Raw genomic sequence first — 22,638 nt, 5'->3', positions numbered from 1 at the left:
TGTTTAAGGTTGATGTTTCTGCAGGAGCGCCTCCACGTGCTGTGTTGCCAGTTGCACCCGCTCCTGCTGCTGCCCGCTTATCTCCACAAACGGCGCCTGCATGGCCTCCAGCTCCCGCTTGTACCACTCGTAGAAGTACTGGCGCAGGTGCGGGTGCTCGCGTTGCGGGTCGGGCTCCCACGGCAAATCAACGCCCATCAGCAGGCAAAGGTTGTAGTCCTGCCGCTGTAATTGCTCCTCTATCCAGGCGGGGCAGCGGCCAAAGGCGTGCTCGCTCCAGATCTTGAGCACCAGCATGTCGGTATCGGCGAAAAGTATGGCGTTGGCCTGCTGCTGCAACTCCCGCTCCAGGGCCAGCTGCCCGCGGGCAATGTTCTCAATATCCTCCAAAGTATAGGGCCGGCCCAGGTTGCCTACGTAGCGGCGGGCGTACTCGGGTACCCACACGGTGTCGTACCGCGCGGCCAGTTGCTCGGCCAGGGTGGATTTCCCCGTAGACTCGGGCCCGGTGATGGCGATCTTGATCATAAATGCTTTGTTGCGGTTGCGACACCCAAAGTTAAGGATACTTATGCTAGTATTTGGCCCGCAGTTTGCTTCTTGTTTTTAAAGTGTAACTTAGCATCATGCAAAAATTCTTCGTATTCACCCTTGGAGTTATAGAGTCCCTCCTGGCCGCTATTTTCGGCAGGCGCGGGGTTCCGGCTCCGCTTCTTATCCCCGTACATGAAAAAGGAATTGCGCAACAGCAACGATGAAGTATACTTCACGATTGAGGTAGACAAGGAAAACGGCTGGCTAAAAGGCTGCTGGTACGGTGCCGTATCGATAGAGCAGGTAAAATCGGCCGGGCTGCTTTATGTGGACGCCCTGCAGCGGAACCCTTATTCCAAGATACTGAACGACGCTCGCCATTACGTTGGCTCTTTCCTGGATGCGAACGAGTGGTTCGAGCGCGTGTGCTTTCCGCCCGCAGTGCAGGCCGGGCTGACATGTATGGTCAGCCTGATTCCGGAAGGGCATGAGGGCAGGCTCGCGGTAGAGGACTTCGGCAGGCGGGCCCGTTCAAACTTCAGGGCCTACATCTATGACAACGAGGAAGAAGCCACGCAATGGCTGAAAGACTGCCGGTAGCGCCGTGTGTCTCTGTTTTGTTGACGGAAACAATTATGCGGGAAGTATAAAAGAGAGGGGAGGCAGCCACTGCGGCCGCCTCCCCTCTCTTTTATACTTCCTGTTACTGGGCGCTTTAATTCTCAGAGAAACTGTAGTCGTAGAAGTTGTACACCTCCACCACCTTAGGTTTTACATCTCCGCTTTGTCTCAAAAAAACAAACTTAGGACGCTCGTCCGGAGACTCATAGCCCCACTTCATCCGATTCTCGAACTTAAGTTCGTCGGGCAATTCCATTTTACGTTGTTTCATGATGCTGCAGCGTTAGTGGTTTAACAAACTACGCCCGTGCGGGGTCGCAGCAATGGGTAGTCAATCCTTTTACGGCTTTACACTGGCCATGTAATTAGACAGTTAAAAGATAAAGTATAACTATGCACTAACCTTTTGCCGCTGCCGCCCAGGCCCTTCAGTTAATTGCAAGATTCGTGCCCCAAGGCCCCGGAAACCGCCTGCCGGCACCACCTCAGGCCGGTTCCGACAGCCGCACCTTCTGCTTGCTGGCTCTGCGCTTCCACTCTGCCAGGCCGGCAAAGGCCATCACCAGCAGGATGAAGTAGAACACGGACGAGAACACCAGGCCCTTTACAAAGTATAGCGGCATGGAGGCGATGTTAGTGGCTATCCACCAGTACCAGCTCTCTACTTTCTTGCGGGCCATCAGCCACATGCCCGTGTAGGCCGTGGCGCTGGCAAAGGCGTCGGCCCACGGAATAACGCCCTCGTAGAAGGCCCCCTTCAGGTACACCAGGCAGAAGTAGATGACCACATACAGTACCCCGAAAAAGGCCAGCTGCTGTGCCCACTGCCTCCGGTCTGAAAACGTAATGTGCAGCACATGCTCCTCCTGCCTGTTCTTTCTGGCCCACAGCACCCAGCCGTACACGCTCAGGATAGTATAGTACACGTTCACGCTCGCCTCCCCGATCAGGTGATACTTAAAGCTGAGGTACACATAGATGGTCGTGCTGATCAGGCCGATGGGGTATACCAGGATATCCTCCTTGCGGGAGTACCACACACTCACGATACCCGCCATCACGGCGATGTACTCCAGCAGGGAGGTTTGCTGCATGCCCGCTACAAACTGCTGCCATACTTCGGAGGAGCTGCCGCCTATCGCCGCCAGCAGCAGGGCGCCGGGACCCGCGTTTATACTTTGCCAGATTTCCATTGCCGCAATTTACACCCCAAAGGGGCACTTGTAAACAAAAGCTTGCTTAATTTTGGATTCCGGTGCAACCTCCCGCTGGCTGTGCCGCTACTAACTATACTTGCTTTACCGGGAAGGAACGATGAACGAGATTACCGCACAGGAGTTGAAAGGTAGGCTGGCCCACAGCAGCAACGTGCAGCTGCTGGATGTGCGCGAGCCCGAGGAGTTCGAGATCTGCAACCTGGGCGGCGAGCTGATCCCGCTGGGCGAGCTCCCCAGGCAGTCGGCCCGCATCCGCCGCGACATCCCGGTGGTGGTGATCTGCCACCACGGCTTCCGCAGCGCCCAGGCCATCAACTACCTCTCCCAGCGCCTGGGCTTCGACAACCTGCTCAACCTGAAGGGCGGCATCCACGCCTGGGCCACGCAGGTAGACCCCACGATGCCGACGTACTGATCTACACGGGCAGCTATACTTTATACTTGTTATACTTTATACTTTACAGCCTAAGTATCGATTAGCAACTGGAGTTTTATACTTTATAACCCAGGTTGCGATTTACCCACCCCTGCCCCTCCAAGGAGGGGCATTTTGCAAAAGCGGAGGTAATTCCCCTGCTTGGAGTAGGGCCGTTAAGTTCTAGCTACACCGCTGTTAAAAACATCTGTCATTCTGTTAAGAATCTTGGTGGCAGGTAGGTTAAGCCGTTGCTCCTGGCCAACAAGATCCTTTCAGGATGACAAAAAACGAGAACTTAACAGCCCTGCCTCCTTGGAGGAGTTAGGGGTGGGTTTACACCTGCACTGCATGAGTAAATCGCAACTCGAGTTTTATACTTGCTTATACTTGGGACGATGCCCGTTATCCCTGTTTCCAAGCGCATGGCAGACATACCCCAGCCTGTTTCAGAGCGGAACCAGCACCATTTATACTTACCTATACTTTCTTTTTCTATACTTACTAACAGGCACTTTCAAAAAAATACCGGGGCACTTGCACAAATATCTCCTTAATTTTCTGTAACTTTACGCGGCAAATAATAACCCCTAATTTATTTGCCATGCGCTCTGATCAGTCTAAGATTTTATTCGAGGCACTCACCTACGACGATGTGCTTCTCCTCCCGGCTTACTCCGAGGTACTCCCACACCAAACTGATACTTCCACACAGCTAACGCGCAACATCCGCATCAACATTCCTCTTGTTTCGGCCGCCATGGATACGGTTACCGAGTCCGAGCTGGCGATTGCGATGGCGCAGGAAGGCGGTATAGGCATTATCCATAAAAACATGTCGATCAGGAAGCAGGCCGAGCAGGTGCGCCGGGTAAAGCGCTCCGAGAGCGGCATGATCCTGGACCCGATCACCCTAAACGAGAAGGCCACTTTGGGCGACGCCGTGCAGATCATGACCGAGAATAAGATCGGCGGTATCCCGATCGTGAACGATGAGGGCAAGCTGACGGGCATCATCACCAACCGCGACCTGCGCTTCCAGAAAGACCTGACCCGGCCGGTATCTGGCGTCATGACGAGCGACAACCTGATCACAGCTAAGATAGGCACCGACCTGGCCAAGGCCGAGGATATCCTGCAGGAGTTTAAGATCGAGAAACTGCCCGTGGTGGACGATAACGGTAAACTGGCCGGCCTGATCACCTACAAAGACATCCTGAAGAAAAAAGACCGCCCCTTTGCCTGCAAAGACGAGTATGGCCGCCTGCGCGTGGGCGCCGCCGTGGGGGTAACCCCCGATGTGCTGGACCGCGTGAAGGCGCTGGTAGACGCTGGCGTGGACGTGATCAGCGTGGACACCGCACACGGCCACTCCAGAGGCGTGCTGGAGGCGGTACGACGCATTAAAACCGAATTCCCGAACGTGGACCTGATTGCCGGCAACATTGCCACCGCTGATGGCGCCAAAGCCCTGGCCGACGCAGGCGCCGACGCCGTGAAGGTGGGCGTGGGGCCGGGCAGTATCTGTACCACCCGCGTTATCGCCGGCATTGGCATGCCGCAGTTGTCTGCCGTGATGGAAGCCGTAAGAGGCCTGGAGGGCACGGGCGTGCCGGTGATCGCCGACGGTGGCATTAAGTTTTCCGGTGATATTGTGAAAGCGCTGGCCGGCGGAGCCCACACGGCCATGATCGGCTCGTTGCTGGCAGGCACCGAGGAAGCACCTGGCGAGATGATCATCTACGAAGGACGCAAGTATAAAACTTACCGTGGCATGGGCTCGGTGGAGGCGATGGAGGAAGGCTCCAAGGACCGTTACTTCCAGGGCAACGAGAAGGATTCCAAGAAGCTGGTGCCGGAGGGTATCGTGGGCCGTGTAGCCTATAAAGGGCTGGTGAACGAGGTGATCTACCAGTTGGTGGGCGGCATCAGGGCTGGCATGGGCTACTGCGGCACGCCAACCATCGAGGACCTGCAGGACGCCAAAATGGTAAAGATTACCGGTGCCGGTCTGCGCGAGAGCCATCCGCACGATGTGCAAATCATGCGTGAGGCCCCGAACTATAGCCGCTAAAGTATAAACTTTGCAAGAGCCACCCGTAAATTGGTGGCTGTAAACCACTTAGCAGCCAGCGCCGGAGCGCTGGCTGCTATTCTTTTTTATACATATGCATAAAAATCTATATTTATGGCCCCAGCCCGGGCGGTAAAGCTAACCTAGGCAACGCGAATTACGTTATGCAAGTTGATTTTCTTTAACAGGACACGACACCTTGGCCGAGAAGCGGAATTTTTTCTTACCTTACACTACAAAAACAGGCCGGGGAGCATCATTTTCAGTCGCTTCCAACTCAAAAACGGATTTCCGTTTTATGCAATTATATAAAAACAACGCAAAAACCTTACTGGCATCTTCCGCGGTCATAAGCTGGCTCCTGCTGCTGGTTTATGTGCTGCTGACAGCCGAAAGCAAACTGGCAGGAGCCAGTGCGCCAGGTATTGTGTTCCCTTTCCTGAGCAACCTGCTCATTGTCGTATTCATCGTCTCGGTATTCCTGTTTCAGCGGCTGCACACCGACATGCTCAAGGGCATCGACTTTATAGGCTACCTCTGGAACCTGTTCTCCAAGGCGGGGGTGGCGGCTTACCTGAGCGTGGCCCTGTACCTGGTCTACAGGGTATACATCAATTACGCCGAGGTGGAGTACACGCTGCTGCTGCACGTGGTCTACCAGATCAACTTCGGCTTGCTGGTTCTGTTCCTTTCCAAGGCCTTTTACATCTGGCGACAGCTGCTGCTCTACCACAAAAACAAGTTCCTGCAGATCGCCTGGGACTGGTTTGAGCTTTTGCTGGGCGCCACGCTGCTGCTCACCCTCTTCAACTTCGACTATACCAGCTACGTGTTCCTGCCGCTGCTGGCCCTGATGAGCTTCTACATCCTTTTCCTGTGCACCAACCTGAAGTGGGTGGCGTACCTCACCTTCAACAATAAGAGCCGCTCCCTGGTGCTGCTGGGTGCCATTCTGCTCAGCTGCTACATATTTTTGCGGTTCTTCTTTAACATGTCCGCCAACGAGAGTCTGGTGATCGACTTCACCGAGGTGGGTTTTCTGCTGCTGGCCATGCTGTTTGTGGGCGCGTATTCCCTGGCTGCTTTCCTCGTGTCCCTGTTCAGTCTGCCCACCTCCAGCGTGTTCGAGCAGAAGAGCGAGGACCTGCTCAACTTCCAGCGCCTGAGCCTGTCCATACAGCAAGGGCAAAGCGAGGCGCAGGTATACGACATGCTGGTGGAGAGCACCATCAAGGCCTCCGACGCCAGCGCCGCCTGGTTCGACATTATCCGCAACAGCGAGCCGCAGGTAACCCACGTGCTCAACATCAACGAGGGCCAGATCAAAAGTATAAGGCACATGCTGCAGGCCTACAACATCCATAACATGGATTACATCAACAACAACCTGGGGCGCAACCCGGGCTTCCGGGAGCTGGCCATGCCCTGGAAGTCGATGGCCATACTTCCCATCAAGTCCTCCAAGCATTTATCCGGGATACTATACTTGCTCAAGGATGTGGAAGGCGGGTTTGACCACGAGACCGTGAACGTGCTCCGCACCTTCACCAGCCAGACCACCCTCACCATCGAGAACCTGCGCCTGGTAAACGAGTCGCTGCAGAACGAACGCTACAAGGAGGAACTGAAGATCGCCACGCAGGTGCAGGAAAGCCTGAACCCCAAAACATTCCCTGCCGACAGTTGGTTTGAGATAAGCACGCACTCCGTGGCGGCCAAGGAGGTGGGCGGTGACTTCTACGACTTTCTGCAGTTGAGCGAGTCGCGCATCGCCATCATCATTGGAGACGTGTCGGGCAAGGGCATCTCGGCCGCGTTCCACATGGCCCAGATGAAGGGCATCTTCCATGGGCTGATGCAGCAGGACATGGCCCCGAGCGAGTTCATGAAGCAGGCCAACAGCGCGCTTAGCCGCTGCCTGGAGCGAACCTCTTTCATCACTTCTTCGCTATATATCATAGATTACCGTATGCAGGGCTTTATGTTCGCCCGCGCGGGCCACTGCCATACGCTCTACTACAACTCCATGATGGATGACGTGTTCTACTTCAAGACGGATGGACTGGGCTTGGGCATCATCCGCGACGACAAGCGCTACGCCGCCCACATCCGGGAGATGTACTACGACTATAACCCGGGCGACGTGATGGTGATCTACACCGATGGCATTGTGGAGGCCCGCAGCCCCGAGAACGAGGAGTACGGCGAGGACAGGCTGCAGTACATGCTCAAGCAGACCTACCACCTGGAAGCCGACGACATAAAGTACGCTATCATAAACGACGTAAACGATTTTACAGGCCCTGACAACGTGTATGACGACCAGACGCTACTGGTCATTAAGTTCAGGCCAATCCAACAAAACAAATGAATAACCGTAAAGTAGGCCGATGAAAATTACACAAGAAATTAAGGACAACACCGTCATCATGACCCTGGACGGTGAATTGGACGCAAGCTCCTCTGTTATACTGGATGAAGAGTTATCGGACCCGGAGATTATGAAATATGCCAAGGTGCTGGTGAATTGCCAGGATCTTAACTATATTTCGTCAGCGGGCCTCGGAGTATTTATTTCGCACCTGCAGCGGTTCGAGGACGCCCAGATCAAGCTCATCTTCTATAACATGCAGGATAAAGTACGCAACGTGTTCGAGATACTTGGCCTGGACCTGCTCATGACCATCGTATCCGATTACGAGGAAGCCAGAACCATTGCAAATGAATAACTCCATTCGGGTAAGTTGTACTAAAAAAAACCTGAAGCTGATACGGGACTTCGTGACGGAGTATCTGAAGGCACTCGCGCTTACGGATATCCTCATGAACCAGATCGTGCTGGCCGTGGATGAGATATGCGCCAACCTCATCATACACGCCAACCACGAGGACCCCAACAAGTACCTTACCCTGAAAGTGCAGACTGTTAAAGACCAGGTGAAGTTCGAGATAGCCGACCAGGGCCGGGCCTTTGAGCGGAACAACTACAAGGAGCCCAACATCCAGGAACACATCAAGATGGGCAAGAAAGGCGGCGTGGGCATCGCGCTGGTGAACCGTATCATGGACAAGGTGGAGTTCATCACAGATGGCACGCAGAACACCTGCCTGCTTTATAAGAAAATCAAATAAAGCCACTTACATACTTTGGCTGCGCCCCCTTCCGTTATCCGGGAACAAATACCGGTGCAATTGTATTATGGTTATAGTTTTTGATTTACCTGTCAGAAATTTTAGCTAAAATTGCATCTTCCGGCCCCCGGGCCAACGACAAAGAACATCCTGATTTTAGAGCAACTTATGCGCAGCAACCACCTACTGGCTGCGGTAGCCGCCCTGGCCCTTGCCGGCTGCACCGCCTCCAATAAAAGCAACAGCAAAGAACCCGCCATCGCTACGCTTGGCTCCCAGCCTATCTCCACCTCCGAGTTCCGCTATGTGTACGAGAAGAACAACGGCGGCAACGACGATGCCTACACCCGCGAGAGCGTGGCAGACTACCTCAACCTCTACACCAACTTCAAGCTGAAGGTAATGGAGGCCGAAAAACGCGGCCTGGACACTACAATGGCGTTTAAGCGCGAGCTGGAAGGTTATAAAGAGCAGCTGGCACAACCCTACCTGACCGAGAAAAGCGTGACCGACCAGTTGGTAAAAGAGGCTTACGAGCGGATGAAGCAGGAGGTGAGCGCCTCGCACATACTTCTCTCGCTGGCCCCCGATGCTGCGCCGGAAGACACGCTGGCGGCCTACAACCGCGCGATGGAGCTGCGCCAGCGCGCCCAGAATGGGGAGGATTTCGGCCAGCTGGCAAAAGAGCATTCACAAGACCCATCCGCCGCCGATAACGAAGGCGAACTAGGCTATTTTACCGCCCTGCAGATGGTATACCCGTTTGAGGACGCCGCCTACAAAACCGCAGAGGGAGAGATATCCATGCCGGTGCGCACCCGCTTCGGCTATCACCTGATAAAGGTAAACGACAAGCGCGAGGCCCGTGGCGAGGCGAAGGTAGCCCACATCATGGTACGCTCCGCGCCGGGCGCCCCTGCCGCCGACTCGCTGGCAGCCAAGCAGCGCGTGGACGCCATCTATCGCCGTGTGCAGCGCGGCGAGAACTGGGAAAAACTGGCTACCGAGTTCTCAGAGGATGCCAACACGGCCGGAAACGGCGGGGAACTGCCCTGGTTCGGCACCGGCCGTATGATTCCGGCGTTTGAGGAGGCTGCCTTTGGCCTGCAGAAGCCCGGCGATGTCTCCAAACCTGTGTACACGCCCTATGGCTGGCACATCATTAAAATGGTGGAAAAGCGTGGCCTGCCGCCTTACGAGGAAATGGAGCAGCACCTGCGCAACAAGATAGCCAAAGACTCCCGATCCGAACTGAACAAAACCGCTTTCCTGAAGCGCATCAGGCAGGAGAACAACTTTACGGAGAACACCGAGGCCAAAGCCGCCGCGCTGGCCAAAGCCACCGACGAGCTGCTGCAGGGCAACTGGGCCTATGACGAAAGCGACAAGCTGCTGAAGCAGACGCTCTTCTCCATCCAGGGCAAAAACTACACGGTGGCTGACTTTTATACTTATGTATTGGCCGAGCAGCGCCCGCGCACCAACGGCAGCGCCGCCCACGTCATGAGCCTGCTCTATGATAACTTTGCCGAGCAGAGCCTGCTGGCGTATGAGCGCAATAACCTGGAGAACAAGCATACAGATTACCGCATGCTGGTACAGGAGTACCACGATGGCATCCTGCTGTTCCAGCTGATGGACGAGAAAGTATGGAGCAGAGCCATTGAGGATACCGTTGGACTGCGCAACTTCTTTAACCAGAACCGCGAAAAGTATAAATGGGGCGAGCGCGCCGACGCCATCGTGATCAGCGCGGCCAATAAGGAATTGCTGCAGCAGGCACAGCAGCAACTGGACAAGCGCCGTTACCCGGTATCGTTTGCCAGGCTGAGCGATGTGCCGTTTGAGCAGAACAAGGCCGAGCTTACCACAGCGGGCAAAGCAGAGCTGGATAAGCTGGCGGAGCTGCTGCAGCAGAACGAAACCCTGACGCTGGAGATTAACGGCCACACCGACGCCCGCGAGAGTGCCAAAGTGGCGGAGGCCCGTGCCGACGCCGCCAAAGCATACCTGCAGCAGCAGGGCGTACCAGCCACGCAGCTCACCAGCAACAGCCTGGGCAAAAGCAAGCAGGCAGCCCCTGACAATACCGAGAGCGGCCGCCGCCGCAACCGCCGTGTCTCCTTCGCGCTTTATACTTCGGAGTTGGCCGCACTCGCCGAAAGCCTGAACAAGGACAACCCGCTGGCCGTGCAGATTGCCGAGAAGAAGTTTCAGCGCGGCGACAACAAGGCCCTGGACGCGGTGGAGTGGAAACCTGGCACCTACACGGCCCAGCAGAACGGCCGCGAGTACCTCATCATCATAAAGGATGTGCTGGAGCCGGCTTACAAGGAGCTAAGCGAGGTACGCGGACCGGTTATCTCTGATTACCAGAACTACCTGGAGGAGCAGTGGGTGCAGGAACTGCGCAGCAAGTACCCGGTGGAGGTGAAGAAAGACGAGGTAGAGAAACTGGTGCGCAAGTAGCCCCGCCCGCGTTCCCTAATTTGCCCCGCTTTTCGCGTATTTCAGAATAAAGAAGTAACTTGTGCGTTATTTCCGAGCATAAGTATAAAATAAGATAGATCCCTTGAAAAAGATTCATCAGTACGCCCTGTCGGCCTTTGCGGCACTCTGCCTCATCGTATCCTCTGCCCCGGCCCAGGCCCAGGTACCTGCGCAGCAGGTGCAGGTGGATGGCATTATCGCCAAGGTAGATAACCACGTCATCCTCCGCTCAGACCTCGAGTTTGGCTACCTGCAGTACCTGACCCAATCCAAGCAACAGCCCAGCGAGGAGCTGAAGTGCCAGGTATTTTCCTCGCTGCTGCAGGACAAGCTGCTGCTGGCACGCGCCGAAATCGACTCCATCACGGTAGAGGATGGCATGGTTGCCAGCGAACTGGACGACAGGATCAACTACCTGGCCAGCCAGGTGGGCGGCACCGAGCGCCTGGAGCAGTACTACAACAAAAGCCTGCGCCAACTCAAGGACGAGCTGCGCAAAACCGTGCGCGAGCAGTTGCTGATGGAGCGCATGCAGCGGGAGATTACCAGCAAAGTGGCTGTAACCCCCAAGGAGATCAAAAAGTATTTTAACAACATCCCGAAGGACAGCCTGCCCTACTTCTCTACAGAGGTTGAGATTGGCCAGATCGTGAACATTGCCGAGATCGGCCGCGAGCAGAAGCAGGAGGCGCGCCAGAAACTGGAAGAGCTGCGCAAGCGTATAGTGGCGGGTGAGGATTTCGCCACGCTGGCCAAGCAGTACTCGCAGGACCCGGGCTCTGCCCAGGACGGCGGCGTGCTTGGTTTCTTCAAGAAGAAGGAGCTGGTACCCGAGTACGAGGCGGCTGCCCTGCGCCTGGAGCCGGGTGGCATCTCCAACGTGATCGAGTCGCAGTTCGGCTTCCACCTGATTCAGCTGATTGAGCGCCGCGGGCAGGAGTTTAACACGCGTCACATCCTGATAAAGCCGGCCACCGCCACGGTAGACATTGCCGCCGCCTCCGCCGAGCTGGACAGCGTGCGCAACCTGATCATGAGCGACAGCCTCACGTTTGCCCAGGCAGCCAAGGAGCACTCCGATGACACCAACACGAAGGACAACGGCGGCATGCTCACGAGCCGTGCCACCGGCACTACCTACATCCCGATGGACCAGGTAGACCCGGCCATTTTCTTTGTGATCGATACGCTGGAGGTAGGCGAGATTTCCAGGCCGGTGGCCTATACCACCCCGGATGGCAAGGATGCCGTGCGCATTCTGTACCTGAAATCAAAAACGCAACCGCACCTGGCCAACCTGACAGACGATTACCAGAAAATTGCCAACGCGGCCCTGGCCGAGCGGCGCAGCAAAGCCGTAAACGAGTGGTTTAAGAAGAACATCAGCACCGTTTACATAGAAGTAGACCCGGAGTACCAGGATTGCAGCGGGCTCCAGCAACTAACGCAATAACAGACTATGACGCAGTTCACCTCTGACAAAGAAGCAGCCGACGCCCTGCACCGCTCCTACCGGGAGCTCACTTCTGAGATATCGAAAGTGATCGTAGGCCAGGACGAGGTCGTAAGACTGGTGCTTACAGCTGTTTTTTGTCAGGGGCACTGCCTGCTGGTGGGGGTGCCGGGGCTGGCCAAGACGCTCCTCATCCAAACCATCGCCTCCACGCTCGACATGAGCTTTAACCGGGTGCAGTTCACGCCTGACCTGATGCCCTCCGACATCGTGGGGGCCGAAACGCTGGACAACGAGCGCAACTTCCGGTTCGTGACGGGGCCTATCTTCGCCAACATCGTGCTGGCCGACGAGATTAACCGCACACCGCCTAAAACCCAGGCTGCCCTGCTGGAGGCCATGCAGGAGCACGCCGTAACGGTGGCGGGCCACAGGTACCGCCTTCCGGAGCCGTTCTTCGTGCTGGCCACCCAAAACCCCATTGAGCAGGAAGGCACCTATCCCCTGCCCGAGGCGCAGCTCGACCGCTTTATGTTCAACATCACGCTGGGCTACCCGAGCTATGAGTCGGAGCTGCAGATCGTGAAGAATACCACAGGTGCCGCCACCCACCAGCTCCGCAAGATCCTGCACGCCGACGACATACTTGCCTTTCAGCAGTTGGTGCGCCGCGTGCCGGTAACTGATAATGTGGTAGAGTACGCCGTGAAGCTGGTGCACCAGACCCGCCCGAACATGCCGATGGCCTCGAAGCAGGCGAACCAGTTTCTGGAGTGGGGCGCGGGCCCGAGGGCATCGCAGCACCTGATTGTGGGCGCCAAGTGCAACGCCATCCTCAACGGCAAGTATAGCCCCGACATTGAGGACGTGCAGGAAGTGGCGCTGCCCATACTTCGCCACCGCATCGTGCGCAACTTCAAGGCTGAGGCCGAGGGCGTTACCGAGGAACAGCTGATCCGGGAGCTGCTGTAGACTAATTTTGAATGAGCGGATGCGCGAATGAGTGAATCTTTCCGGTGTCATCCTGGAAGGATCCTGTTGGCGAGTAGCGACAGCTTCGATACACCGCAGCCAGGATCTTTACAAGATGACAGCATCGGTCTTATACTCCCCCACCCCTTCCAAAATCCCGTTAATTGCAATTCAAACTTATTGGTGTAATTTTGCGCCCATACTTGTAGTTACTTATACCCGATAAAAATATGGAAGCGGCTGCTTTATTCCTTCGCTTTAAAGATAACCTGGCACGCATCGCGAGCGTGCTGAACAGCAAACTGGAAATGCGCACAATGCCTTACAACATCTCCATCCCACTGGAGGTGGATCTGCTGGCGGATGTGCTGCGCCTGCACGGTTTGGATTTTACCTCAGCCACGCCGGGGGCGGCCCGCCTGTTCGACTTCCAGCAGTGGTATGCCCAGCACGAAGAGCAGGTGAACGAAATAATGCACCATGTGCTGGAGGACAAGAAGGCTTACATGAAGACGGCCACCGGCACCGTGCTGCAGAAAGAAATGCTCTACCGCCGCCTGGAGTTCTTCAAAGAGACGGCCCATACCCTGGAGGTCATGATGATCCAGCAGAACCTGCACAGCCCGAAGCACTTCAACTACCCGTACCTGAACGCGTAGCAAGTATAAAGTAAAAGCAGAAAGCCACTCCCATACTTTTAGGAGTGGCTTTTTGCTTTTATCGTGGCTCTACCTCCTGATCGAAGTATGGCTCTCTGCAGTGTTTCGTACCAGTGTTAAGCCACATTTCATTCTCGCGCAGCCATGTACTTTGGCTTTGCTTTAAATGAAGTCGCTGAACAGCTAAGGTGTACTTTTAGTGGCAGAAGTATGTTACAGTGGTAGGACGAGAAACCTGTCGGCCTAGCAGCACGTTTTGCAGTGGTTAGCGTATGACGGAACAACGGCATCATACTTTTACATCAAACTACATGAGCTTTTTATACAATACTACTGCTGCTGAAGACTTTAATGAGCAGTTAGAGACAGATCACCTGCTGCTGCGGCCTTACCAGGAAGGGGACGAGAACGATTTTATGCATCTGCTGCAGGAGAACATGGCTTACCTGAACCCTGCCTTCTCCGGCCGCCTGGCGCGGGTGCGCATGCTGGACGATGCCCGCTCGCAGGTGCAGCAACTACGCACCGACTGGGAGAACCGCCGCATCTTCGACTTTGGTGTGTGGCAGAAGGAGGACAACCACTACATCGGCGACATTGCCCTCAAGAACCTGGACCGCTCCATACCGAAGGCTGAGCTGGGGTTATACTTTGCCGCCTGGCCTGCCACCCGGCAACTGGCGCAGGAGGCGCTGCAGGAGGTGATCAGGTTTGCCTTCGGGCCGCTGGGGCTGAACAAAGTATACCTGCGCTGCACCAGCGCCAACGAAAGCTACGGCTCGCTGGCCGAGAGCTGCGGATTTGTGAAGGAGGGTGTGCTGCGTTGCGACTACCGCGGCGCCGACTCCGACGAGCTGCTGGACCTGAGCTACTACGGCATCACCCGCCAGGACTTCGAAAAACTACAGCAGCAAGAGGCGGCCAGTTCTACGGCTGTTGTTTAGATTTTAGTAGTCCAGGCTTGTGTCACCCCTCCCCAACCCTCCCCTAAGAACAGGGGAGGGAGCTGTACTTATTCCTTTCCTGTCATCTCGAGCAGGGCGAGAAATCTATCTGGAATTCTGAAGAGATCTCTCCCAAAGGTCGAGATGACAGAAAGCAGGAGCTATCGAGTATGGTCCCAGTCCTTGGGTTGAGCGCCTTGTGAGATCCGGTGCTCAACCTGTTGAGCAGCCGTAGCGCAGCGGAGGCAGGAGGGAACACAGCGCGATGCCCGAGAGAGTTTACCCCGAAGCATTTCGGGGAGCCCTCTCGGGCTTGAGAGCACCAAAGTATGAAATGAAACTATAGGTTTGTGGGAACTAGAGGATCAGCGACAGCTAGTAAGTATAGCTTGTGTCCAGTTGCAGGAGGCAGGGGCTAAAGAGAGGCACAAGCGGACGCTTGCGCCAGAGAAGTATAAAGTATGGCCCAAGATAAACTGAAGTATAAGAATAGCCAGCAAGTATAAGTATGGCTATGCAAGTATAGCACAAGTATAAAGTATAAGGCACAAGCGGACGCGTACGCCAGGGAAATTTAAGCTACTCAATTTTGCTCTTCTTATACTTACCGCCTTGCCTTGGCCAGGAAAAAATCGGTGTTAAAGTGGAGGTAGAGGCCGCTGGAGAACTCCAGTTTGGGGTTGTTGAAGTCCCAGAGCGGCTCCAGGCGCAGGGTCAGGCTCAGTCCCTCTTCCAGTTCCACATCCTTCATCAGCCGAAGTATGAGCAGCTCCCGCTCTTCCTCCAGGTAATCGGGATTTTTAAACGTGGTGGAGGCCGATTGGTACAACTTGCCGCCCAACTCGGAGATGTAGCCATTGCCGCGCCAGTAGCTCAGCATCACATCCTGGTACTTGGTGTCGGCACCTATATTAAAGTATAGACCATGTCCCTGCTCATACGGCAGCTGCCGCTCGTTCGAGAAATCCTTGAACCCCACCACGTAGTTTTTGGTGTAGAGACGGTGCAGCACCCGGCGCTTATACTTCTTCTCCAGCTCCAGCCCGATGGCAGCGTTGGCTACGGTAGTGAGCGGCAGGTCGGAGGCATCTATCTGCCCCCCCTTGTGCTGGGCCGTGAACTGCAGCGGCAGCGTTAAGTATAAACTGTCGGACAGGTTGCCCCGCCCTTCCTGCGCGAGCACAGGTATGGCCATCGCCGCGCCGCCGTTCACCTGCTCCTGGTCGTCCTCTCCGCGGTAGAGCATGTTCACCCAGTCGGCCCAGGCATCGAGGCGCAGGCGCGGCGTGTGCAGCTTGTACTGCACGCCGTTCTCCAGCCGGTTAAGTATAAGCCGCTCAAAATCGTAGAGGGGTTCTATGTAGCCGTGGTTCAGGTTTCCCTCCAGCGTACCGAAGAGCAAAGCCCAGCGCTCCCGCTGCACTTTAATGGTGAAGGTAGGCGCGATGTCCTCATAGCCTGAGGCGCCGAAGTCTTTCCAAAGCAAGGCACCCGCTTCCACCACAACGTTTTCGGTGGGTTGGTAAGTGACTTTTGGGTTAAGCTGATAGCCAAACAGCGTGTAGCCGTCGGCGATTTTGTTAAAGTACTCGTTATTCTTCAGGAAGCCCAGCGCCTGCAGCTCTATCCTAATATCATTAGCATTTTGCTGCTGCACCCGCACTGGTTGCAGCAGGGCACGGTTATGCAGCTGCGCCTTGGCAAATGGGCTTACAATCAGTAAAATCAACAGGAAAAAAACTTTCGGGAAGCGCATAAAAAAGGGCTACGTATGGCACAAAAACAGGTGCAGCTATGTTATCATCAGACGGCACCAAGCAACTAAAAAGATTAGCAAAATACTTGAAAACTATTTTGTAGATTGGTGCCGAATTCGTAATTTCACCATCAATATAAAGTTAATTAACAAAACACACATGAGCGTAAGCAACGAAAAACTGAAGGCCCTGCAGCTGACCATGGACAAGCTCGACAAAACATACGGTAAAGGCACCGTTATGAAGCTGAGCGACAACAAGGTTGAGGACATTCCGGCCATCTCCACTGGTTCACTGGGCCTGGATATAGCGTTGGGTGTCGGCGGTTTGCCACGCGGCCGTGTCGTAGAGATCTACGGTCCTGAGTCATCTGGTAAAACCACGCTTACTTTGCACTGCATCGCAGAGGCACAGAAGAAAGGCGGCCTGGCAGCATTCATTGACGCCGAGCACGCCTTCGACAGACTATACGCCCAGAAATTAGGCATCGACACTGAAAACCTTCTGATATCGCAGCCGGACAACGGGGAGCAGGCGCTTGAAATCGCCGACCACCTGATCCGCTCCGGCGCTATCGATATTATTGTAATTGACTCTGTGGCCGCCCTCGTGCCGAAAGGCGAGCTGGAAGGCGACATGGGTGACAGCAAGATGGGCCTGCAGGCGCGTCTGATGTCGCAGGCACTGCGTAAGCTGACCGGTACGATCAACAAAACAGGCTGTACCTGTATCTTCATCAACCAGCTGCGCGAGAAGATCGGGGTGATGTTCGGTAACCCGGAGACAACCACGGGCGGTAACGCCCTGAAGTTCTACGCCTCCGTGCGCCTGGATATCCGCCGTGTGGGCCAGATCAAGGAGAGCGCCGACAACATTACCGGTAACCGTACCCGCGTGAAGGTGGTGAAGAACAAAGTAGCCCCTCCGTTTAAAGTGGTGGAGTTCGACATCATGTATGGCGAAGGCATCTCTAAGGTGGGCGAAGTGCTGGACCTGGGCGTGGAACTGGGCATCGTGCAGAAGTCAGGTTCCTGGTTCTCCTACAACGGCGACAAGCTGGGCCAGGGCCGCGACGGCGTGAAGCAGATCCTGCTGGACAACCCGGAGCTGATGGACGAGATCGAGAACAAGATCAGAGCGATCGTGAAAGGGGAGCCGGAAAAAGCAGCCGCCGCCCTGGACGATGCCGCTGCCTCATCAGCCGAGTGAACGCTATTTCCCGACCTGAAATAAAAAAAGGTGCTGCTTCGGTAGCACCTTTTTTGTTTAAAATCAGTTGAATAGCAAAAGGAGATTCTATAACTTAAGCCTTGAGAAACAGTTGGTACAAAACTTGATTGATAGCAGGTATTGACTCTAACACCTAAAGGAAGGCACTCATGATGAAAAAGTTTTTCCCTGTACTCATACTTTTTTCGCTCGTGATCTTTGGCTTTGCCACCAAAGACAGGATGCGCCAGCTGCCTAACGACAGCTTCAGCACCGGTGAGGTGCTAAAGTATAAAGTACACTATGGCCCCATCACGGCCGCCGAGGCGGTGATCAATATATCCCCGGACATACACACCATAAACGACCGCGCCTGCTACAAGGCCACCGTTTACGGCAGAACCAACAGCTCCTTCGACCTCTTCATCAGGATCAGGGACACCTGGCAGTCCTACATCGACACGGCCGCCATTGTGCCGCACCGCTCCTTCCGTAACATAGAGGAGGGCAACTACCGCAAGCGCGAAACCGTGGATTTTGACCACTACGCCAACAAGGCGCATGTGGAGAAAAAGAAGAAATCGAAGAAGGCGGAGAAGAAGACTTATAAGGTTAGCGACAACGTGCAGGACATTGTGAGCGGCTTTTACTACCTGCGCACGCTGAACTTCGACAACATGCGCGTAGGCGATAAAACCACCGTGCAGGGCTTCTTTGACGAGGAGAACTTTGACATGGAGGTGGAGTACCGTGGCCGGGAGGTGGTGAGCACCAAGGCCGGCGACATCAGAGCCATTAAGCTGGTGCCGCGCATGCCGAAAAACGAGATGTTCAAGGGCGAGAACTCCATTACCGTCTACCTCTCCGACGATAAGAACAAGATACCGGTGCTGATACAGGCGGAAATGTTCGTGGGTTCCGTTAAAGTGAACCTATACGATTACAAGAACCTCAAGAACAAGCTCCTGTTTGCCAGAAACTAAAAACGAAGCCAGCTACAGCAGCTGGCTTTTTTTCTTGCCGCCCGCCGCCAGGGCACGTTAAGGATTTGTTAACAAAACGTTATGATTTGATGATGCTGTCCGGAATGCTGGAATGTGTGGTATCTTTACATAGGAAACGAGGCGCAGCAGCCACAGCCGCTAAGCCTGAGACAGTGCGTTGAGTAGTATAAACGACAAACCATAAGTCCCTATACCGTGCAAACAGCATCGCAATACAAAATACTCGTGGTAGATGACGATCCGGACATCGTAGAGCTGCTACAGTACAACCTGACCCGCGAGGGATATGAGGTAGAAACCGCCGACAACGGCAGGAAGGCCATTGAGGTGGCCACGCAAATAAAACCGGATGTGATCCTGATGGACGTGATGATGCCGGTGATGGATGGCATTGCCGCCTGCCGGCAGCTGCGCGAGATGGAGGAATTCCGCCAAACGCACATCATTTTCCTGACTGCCCGCTCCGAGGAGTTCTCTGAGGTGGCCGCCTTTGAGGCCGGTGGCGACGACTACATCACCAAGCCCATAAAGCCACGCGCGCTGCTGAGCCGCCTCACGGCTTTTGCCCGCCGCGAAGCAAACCAGGAGGAGCAGGATAAGGTGATTGAGGCTGGCGACCTGAAGATAGACCGCACCAGCTTTGCCGTGTACAAGGGCGACAAGAAGATAACGCTGCCGAAGAAAGAGTTTGAACTGCTGGCTTTTCTGGCCGCCACGCCCAATAAAGTATACACCCGCGAAGAACTGCTAAGCAATATCTGGGGCAGCGATGTGTATGTGATAGCCCGGACCGTGGACGTGCACGTGCGCAAGGTGCGCGAGAAAGTAGGCGAAGAGAACATCAAAACCATCAAAGGCGTCGGCTACAAGTTTAATACCGACTGATACATGAATTTAAACTCCCGTACGCTTGCCCTTTTAACCTCATTGGCGGTAGCAATTGTGCTCACCGCCTTTCTTGCTTTAGCCAGCTCTTTCTCCTCCCGTGGGTTTGTGGTGGCGCTGGTGATCGTGTTTGTGTGCTGCTTTTTGCTGTTGCATCTCTCGTACGAGGCGCTCGTGTTCCGGGAGGTGAAGCACGTGTACTCCAGCCTGGAGAAGCTCAAGCGGCAGGATTTTAAGAAAGTAGAGAGCCGCTCCACCTTCGCGGCCGACCCGCTCAAAAAGATAAAGGACGAGATCTACATGATTGCGGAGGGGAAGCAGCAGGAGATAGACGAGCTGAAGCGCCTGCAGGTGATGCGCCGCGAGTTTCTGGCCGACGTGTCGCATGAGCTGAAGACGCCCATATTTGCGGCGCAGGGCTTTATTCATACTTTGCTGGACGGCGCCATGGACGACCCCATGGTGCGCGACAAGTTCCTGCAGAAGGCAGCCCGAAGCCTCGACGGCCTGGACGCGCTGGTGCAGGACCTGATCAGCATCTCGCAGTTTGAGAAAGGCGTGGTAGAGATGGCCAAGCGTAACTTTGACGTGGCGCAACTGGCGCACGAGGTGGCCGAGCAACTGGAGCAAAAGGCTGCCGAGCTGCAGATTACCCTGCACGTAGAGGCCACGGAGCCGGTCATGCTTTACGCAGACGCCAACCGCATCCGCCAGGTCCTCATCAACCTGATCGATAACGCCATCAAGTATGGGCGCAGGGGCGGCAACGTCTGGATCACGTTCGAGGAGGGCAAGCGCAAGTATACCATCACCGTAAAAGACGACGGCACCGGCATCGCCGAGGAGCACATCAACCGCATTTTCGAGCGCTTTTACCGCGTCGACAAGAGCCGCGCCCGCGATAACACCAGCACTGGCCTGGGCCTCTCCATCTGCAAGCACATCATCGAGGCGCACCGCTCCTTCATCGCCATAAAGAGTGAGATGGGCAAGGGCACCACGCTCCGCTTTAAGCTGCTGAAGGCAAAGTAGCTTTTCGTTATTAGTTATTCGTTGTTGGTCAAAGTATGATACAGCCCGGATTTATACTTGCTATATCCCTGGCTATACTTTCGGAGGCCTTATTTCATACTTGTCCTGCTCACGCCTTCCCTACTAATAACCAATAACGATCAACCAATAACTATAATCCGTATCTTTGCAGGACGCCCGGCTACAAGTATGGCCGCGCCTGAACAAAGTATAAATCGCATGAAGTACCCGGTTTTTAAGGACCTGATCATATTTGAGAGTGAGGATTACGTGGTGGTGAACAAGCCGCCGTTTCTGGCCACGCTGGAAGACCGTACGCCCAACACCACCAACCTGCTGAAGATAGCGCGCCAGTACAACCCGGACCTGCAGGCCTGCCACCGCCTGGACAAGGACACCTCGGGCTGCCTCGTTTTCGCGAAGAATGCCGAGGCCTACCGCCACCTGTCGATGCAATTTGAGCACCGCCAGGTGTATAAAGTATACCATGCCGTGGCCTGGGGCGTGCATAAGTTTGAGGATGAGCTGGTGAACAGGGCCATTTTGCCCAACGCGAAGGGTGTGGCGCACCTGAACCCGAAGGGAAAACCGGCCGAGACTTATTTTACCACGCTGGAGAGCTTTGCCCGCCATACCCTGGTGGAGTGCGTACCGGTAACGGGCCGCCTGCACCAGATCCGGGTGCACCTGGCGTTCCTGAACGCCCCGATTGTGGGCGATTCGCTATACGGCGGCGAGAACGTGTACCTGAGCAACCTGAAGCGCGGCTTCAACCTGAAAAAGGACACCGAGGAACTGCCCCTGATCAAACGGTTTGCGCTGCACTCCTTCAACATCGGCTTTACGCTACTGGACGGGGAGCCCGTTAAGATCGAGGCGCCCTATCCGAAGGACTTCGCAGTGCTGGTAAAGCAGCTGCGGGCACACTAAAATTTTGACAAAAGATTTTTTGACGAGGACAAAAGAAGCAGGGATTGGCTGCTTCTTTTGTCCTTTTGTACTTTCCACTTCAAGTATAATGCACGTGTACCAACAAAGGCAAGTATAACTCCAAACCCGCCGGCATACTTTTATACTTTGCCAAAGTATAAAGCTAACTCTTCAGAAGTATGATGCCTTGTCCTTTGTCTTTTGTCAGTAATTCCTTTGTCTATACTTAGCCCACCCGCAGCACGATCTTGCCAATGTTCCTGTTCTGCTCCATGTAGCGGTGCGCCTCAGCCACGTCTTTCCAATCGTAAACAGAATCCACCACAGGCTTTAGTTTTCCTTCTCTGAAAAGCGGCAGGGCAAAGCGGCTCATGTCCTCCGTCAGCCTTATCTGGTAGTCTTTGGAGCGAGAGCGGAGCGTGGAGCCGATCACCTGCAGGCGCTTGGAAAGTATCTTGCGCAGGTCCACCTCACCTACCTTGCCACCACCGAGGCTGGCCAGTATAACCAACCGCCCGTCGAGGCGCAGGCAGTCGAGGTTCTGGTTAAAGTATGGCCCGGCTATAAAATCCACGATTACGTCCACGCCCTCGCTGTTGGTATGCGCCAGCACCTCATCCTCGAAAGGCACCTCCTTGTAGTTAATAGCCTTGTGGGCACCAAGCTCAAGACAAGCCTGTATTTTCTGCTCCGAGGCCGTTACCAGCACCTCGGCCTGCAGGGCCCGCGCCAGTTGTATGGCTGCCGTGCCCACCCCGCTTGCCCCCGCATGTATCAGGGCACGCTCGCCAGTCTGCAGCTTTCCCAGCCACGCCAGCGCCTGCCACGCCGTCAGGAACACCTCGGGTATGGCGGCGGCCTGTTCCATACTTAAATTCTCCGGCACCGGCATGGCCATCGCTTCGTCTATTACGGCATACTCCGCGTAGCCGCCGCCGGGCAGCAGGCCAAATACTTTATCGCCTTTTTTATACTTGGTGCAATTTATTCCTGCCTCCACCACTTCGCCGGCCACCTCCAGGCCAAGTATGGGGCTGGCCCCTTTAGGCGGTGGGTACTTGCCCTGGCGCTGCAGCGTATCGGCGCGATTCAGGGCGGTGGCGTGCACTTTTACAAGAAGCTCGTTTGGGTCGGGCAGCGGCTGCTCATGTTCCCCAAGTATAAGCTGCTCGGGCCCGCCCGGCTGTTTCACAAGTATGGCTTTCATGTTAGATCTCAGGTTTTGGTGTAGGTTATACTTTAGACGCTGCCCTGCGCAGGAAGTTACTACTTAAAGCAAAGTCGCCTACAGCTCAGTTTTTAAAGGATCA

Annotated in this window: 21 protein-coding genes; 16 read left to right on the top strand and 5 right to left on the bottom strand. The window is 55.1% G+C overall.

The annotated features are described in order from the left end of the window. Window positions 1-3: 3 nt before the first annotated feature. The gene (locus A3841_RS16590; protein ID WP_073853944.1) at window positions 4-528 is read right to left on the bottom strand and encodes an AAA family ATPase; all 525 of its coding nucleotides are present in this window, start codon (window positions 526-528) and stop codon (window positions 4-6) included. 198 nt (window positions 529-726) lie between these two features. Between A3841_RS16590 and A3841_RS16585 the strand changes: the two genes are divergently transcribed. Further along, window positions 727-1,134, top strand: coding sequence for a hypothetical protein (locus A3841_RS16585; protein WP_073853942.1), 408 nt, complete (start codon window positions 727-729; stop codon window positions 1,132-1,134). Between the two features lie 115 nt (window positions 1,135-1,249). Here the strand turns inward: A3841_RS16585 and A3841_RS20410 are convergent, their stop codons facing one another. Continuing rightward, window positions 1,250-1,426, bottom strand: a complete 177-nt coding sequence (locus tag A3841_RS20410; RefSeq protein ID WP_170866221.1) for a hypothetical protein — start codon at window positions 1,424-1,426, stop codon at window positions 1,250-1,252. Between the two features lie 214 nt (window positions 1,427-1,640). Next, a complete protein-coding gene (pnuC, locus tag A3841_RS16580; protein WP_083610400.1) occupies window positions 1,641-2,348 on the bottom strand; it encodes a nicotinamide riboside transporter PnuC in 708 nt (235 codons plus the stop codon). A gap of 121 nt (window positions 2,349-2,469) precedes the next feature. Between pnuC and A3841_RS16575 the strand changes: the two genes are divergently transcribed. The 10 genes from A3841_RS16575 to A3841_RS16530 all read left to right on the top strand — a co-directional run bounded on the left by A3841_RS16575 (window position 2,470) and on the right by A3841_RS16530 (window position 14,511). After that, a complete protein-coding gene (locus tag A3841_RS16575; RefSeq protein ID WP_073853940.1) occupies window positions 2,470-2,787 on the top strand; it encodes a rhodanese-like domain-containing protein in 318 nt (105 codons plus the stop codon). A gap of 604 nt (window positions 2,788-3,391) precedes the next feature. Then, a complete protein-coding gene (guaB, locus tag A3841_RS16570) occupies window positions 3,392-4,861 on the top strand; it encodes an IMP dehydrogenase (protein WP_073853938.1) in 1,470 nt (489 codons plus the stop codon). A 298-nt stretch (window positions 4,862-5,159) separates the two neighbouring features. After that, window positions 5,160-7,232, top strand: a complete 2,073-nt coding sequence (locus A3841_RS16565) for a GAF domain-containing SpoIIE family protein phosphatase (protein ID WP_139307991.1) — start codon at window positions 5,160-5,162, stop codon at window positions 7,230-7,232. 19 nt (window positions 7,233-7,251) lie between these two features. Next, window positions 7,252-7,590, top strand: a complete 339-nt coding sequence (locus tag A3841_RS16560) for an STAS domain-containing protein (RefSeq protein WP_073853934.1) — start codon at window positions 7,252-7,254, stop codon at window positions 7,588-7,590. Continuing rightward, entirely contained in the window at window positions 7,583-7,993 is a 411-nt protein-coding gene (locus tag A3841_RS16555) for an ATP-binding protein (RefSeq protein WP_073853932.1), read from the top strand. Before A3841_RS16560 ends, A3841_RS16555 begins: the two co-directional genes overlap by 8 nt. A 168-nt stretch (window positions 7,994-8,161) precedes the next feature. After that, window positions 8,162-10,462: a peptidylprolyl isomerase gene (locus A3841_RS16550; RefSeq protein ID WP_073853930.1), complete on the top strand. Its 2,301-nt coding sequence runs from the start codon at window positions 8,162-8,164 to the stop codon at window positions 10,460-10,462. A gap of 103 nt (window positions 10,463-10,565) precedes the next feature. Continuing rightward, the gene (locus tag A3841_RS16545) at window positions 10,566-11,936 is read left to right on the top strand and encodes a peptidylprolyl isomerase (protein WP_073853928.1); all 1,371 of its coding nucleotides are present in this window, start codon (window positions 10,566-10,568) and stop codon (window positions 11,934-11,936) included. Window positions 11,937-11,942: 6 nt separating this feature from the next. Then, window positions 11,943-12,908: an AAA family ATPase gene (locus A3841_RS16540; protein ID WP_073853926.1), complete on the top strand. Its 966-nt coding sequence runs from the start codon at window positions 11,943-11,945 to the stop codon at window positions 12,906-12,908. A gap of 230 nt (window positions 12,909-13,138) precedes the next feature. Next, window positions 13,139-13,567 carry a hypothetical protein gene (locus A3841_RS16535; protein WP_073853924.1) on the top strand — a complete coding sequence of 143 codons (429 nt, stop codon included), beginning with the start codon at window positions 13,139-13,141 and terminating at the stop codon, window positions 13,565-13,567. Between the two features lie 311 nt (window positions 13,568-13,878). Further along, a complete protein-coding gene (locus tag A3841_RS16530) occupies window positions 13,879-14,511 on the top strand; it encodes a GNAT family N-acetyltransferase (protein WP_073853922.1) in 633 nt (210 codons plus the stop codon). 604 nt (window positions 14,512-15,115) lie between these two features. Here A3841_RS16530 and A3841_RS16525 read toward each other — a convergent pair. After that, window positions 15,116-16,240: a hypothetical protein gene (locus A3841_RS16525; protein WP_235861446.1), complete on the bottom strand. Its 1,125-nt coding sequence runs from the start codon at window positions 16,238-16,240 to the stop codon at window positions 15,116-15,118. Between the two features lie 187 nt (window positions 16,241-16,427). On the opposite strand from A3841_RS16525, the gene recA reads away from it, so the two are divergent. The 5 genes from recA to A3841_RS16500 all read left to right on the top strand — a co-directional run bounded on the left by recA (window position 16,428) and on the right by A3841_RS16500 (window position 21,328). Beyond that, window positions 16,428-17,477, top strand: a complete 1,050-nt coding sequence (recA, locus tag A3841_RS16520) for a recombinase RecA (RefSeq protein WP_073853920.1) — start codon at window positions 16,428-16,430, stop codon at window positions 17,475-17,477. A 170-nt stretch (window positions 17,478-17,647) separates the two neighbouring features. Continuing rightward, window positions 17,648-18,460, top strand: a complete 813-nt coding sequence (locus A3841_RS16515) for a DUF3108 domain-containing protein (RefSeq protein ID WP_235861444.1) — start codon at window positions 17,648-17,650, stop codon at window positions 18,458-18,460. Window positions 18,461-18,676: 216 nt separating this feature from the next. Next, window positions 18,677-19,366: a response regulator transcription factor gene (locus tag A3841_RS16510; protein ID WP_073853918.1), complete on the top strand. Its 690-nt coding sequence runs from the start codon at window positions 18,677-18,679 to the stop codon at window positions 19,364-19,366. A gap of 3 nt (window positions 19,367-19,369) precedes the next feature. Beyond that, window positions 19,370-20,398: a sensor histidine kinase gene (locus tag A3841_RS16505; RefSeq protein WP_073853916.1), complete on the top strand. Its 1,029-nt coding sequence runs from the start codon at window positions 19,370-19,372 to the stop codon at window positions 20,396-20,398. A gap of 219 nt (window positions 20,399-20,617) precedes the next feature. After that, window positions 20,618-21,328: an RluA family pseudouridine synthase gene (locus A3841_RS16500; RefSeq protein ID WP_073853913.1), complete on the top strand. Its 711-nt coding sequence runs from the start codon at window positions 20,618-20,620 to the stop codon at window positions 21,326-21,328. A 226-nt stretch (window positions 21,329-21,554) separates the two neighbouring features. Here the strand turns inward: A3841_RS16500 and A3841_RS16495 are convergent, their stop codons facing one another. Continuing rightward, window positions 21,555-22,535, bottom strand: a complete 981-nt coding sequence (locus A3841_RS16495) for an NAD(P)H-quinone oxidoreductase (protein WP_073853911.1) — start codon at window positions 22,533-22,535, stop codon at window positions 21,555-21,557. Window positions 22,536-22,638 lie beyond the last annotated feature (103 nt).

It is taken from the genome of Pontibacter flavimaris, from assembly GCF_001907195.1.
GTDB classification, from domain to species: Bacteria; Bacteroidota; Bacteroidia; order Cytophagales; family Hymenobacteraceae; genus Pontibacter; species Pontibacter flavimaris.
This window is presented reverse-complemented; position numbering and strand designations above follow the sequence as displayed.

Bases quoted from the DNA above. Each gene is read 5' to 3' on its own strand.
- A3841_RS16590 (WP_073853944.1), bottom strand. From the start codon at position 528: ATGATCAAGATCGCCATCACCGGGCCCGAGTCTACGGGGAAATCCACC.
- A3841_RS16585 (WP_073853942.1), top strand. From the start codon at position 727: ATGAAAAAGGAATTGCGCAACAGCAACGATGAAGTATACTTCACGATT.
- A3841_RS20410 (WP_170866221.1), bottom strand. From the start codon at position 1,426: ATGAAACAACGTAAAATGGAATTGCCCGACGAACTTAAGTTCGAGAAT.
- pnuC (WP_083610400.1), bottom strand. From the start codon at position 2,348: ATGGAAATCTGGCAAAGTATAAACGCGGGTCCCGGCGCCCTGCTGCTG.
- A3841_RS16575 (WP_073853940.1), top strand. From the start codon at position 2,470: ATGAACGAGATTACCGCACAGGAGTTGAAAGGTAGGCTGGCCCACAGC.
- guaB (WP_073853938.1), top strand. From the start codon at position 3,392: ATGCGCTCTGATCAGTCTAAGATTTTATTCGAGGCACTCACCTACGAC.
- A3841_RS16565 (WP_139307991.1), top strand. From the start codon at position 5,160: ATGCAATTATATAAAAACAACGCAAAAACCTTACTGGCATCTTCCGCG.
- A3841_RS16560 (WP_073853934.1), top strand. From the start codon at position 7,252: ATGAAAATTACACAAGAAATTAAGGACAACACCGTCATCATGACCCTG.
- A3841_RS16555 (WP_073853932.1), top strand. From the start codon at position 7,583: ATGAATAACTCCATTCGGGTAAGTTGTACTAAAAAAAACCTGAAGCTG.
- A3841_RS16550 (WP_073853930.1), top strand. From the start codon at position 8,162: ATGCGCAGCAACCACCTACTGGCTGCGGTAGCCGCCCTGGCCCTTGCC.
- A3841_RS16540 (WP_073853926.1), top strand. From the start codon at position 11,943: ATGACGCAGTTCACCTCTGACAAAGAAGCAGCCGACGCCCTGCACCGC.
- A3841_RS16535 (WP_073853924.1), top strand. From the start codon at position 13,139: ATGGAAGCGGCTGCTTTATTCCTTCGCTTTAAAGATAACCTGGCACGC.
- A3841_RS16530 (WP_073853922.1), top strand. From the start codon at position 13,879: ATGAGCTTTTTATACAATACTACTGCTGCTGAAGACTTTAATGAGCAG.
- recA (WP_073853920.1), top strand. From the start codon at position 16,428: ATGAGCGTAAGCAACGAAAAACTGAAGGCCCTGCAGCTGACCATGGAC.
- A3841_RS16515 (WP_235861444.1), top strand. From the start codon at position 17,648: ATGATGAAAAAGTTTTTCCCTGTACTCATACTTTTTTCGCTCGTGATC.
- A3841_RS16505 (WP_073853916.1), top strand. From the start codon at position 19,370: ATGAATTTAAACTCCCGTACGCTTGCCCTTTTAACCTCATTGGCGGTA.
- A3841_RS16500 (WP_073853913.1), top strand. From the start codon at position 20,618: ATGAAGTACCCGGTTTTTAAGGACCTGATCATATTTGAGAGTGAGGAT.
- A3841_RS16495 (WP_073853911.1), bottom strand. From the start codon at position 22,535: ATGAAAGCCATACTTGTGAAACAGCCGGGCGGGCCCGAGCAGCTTATA.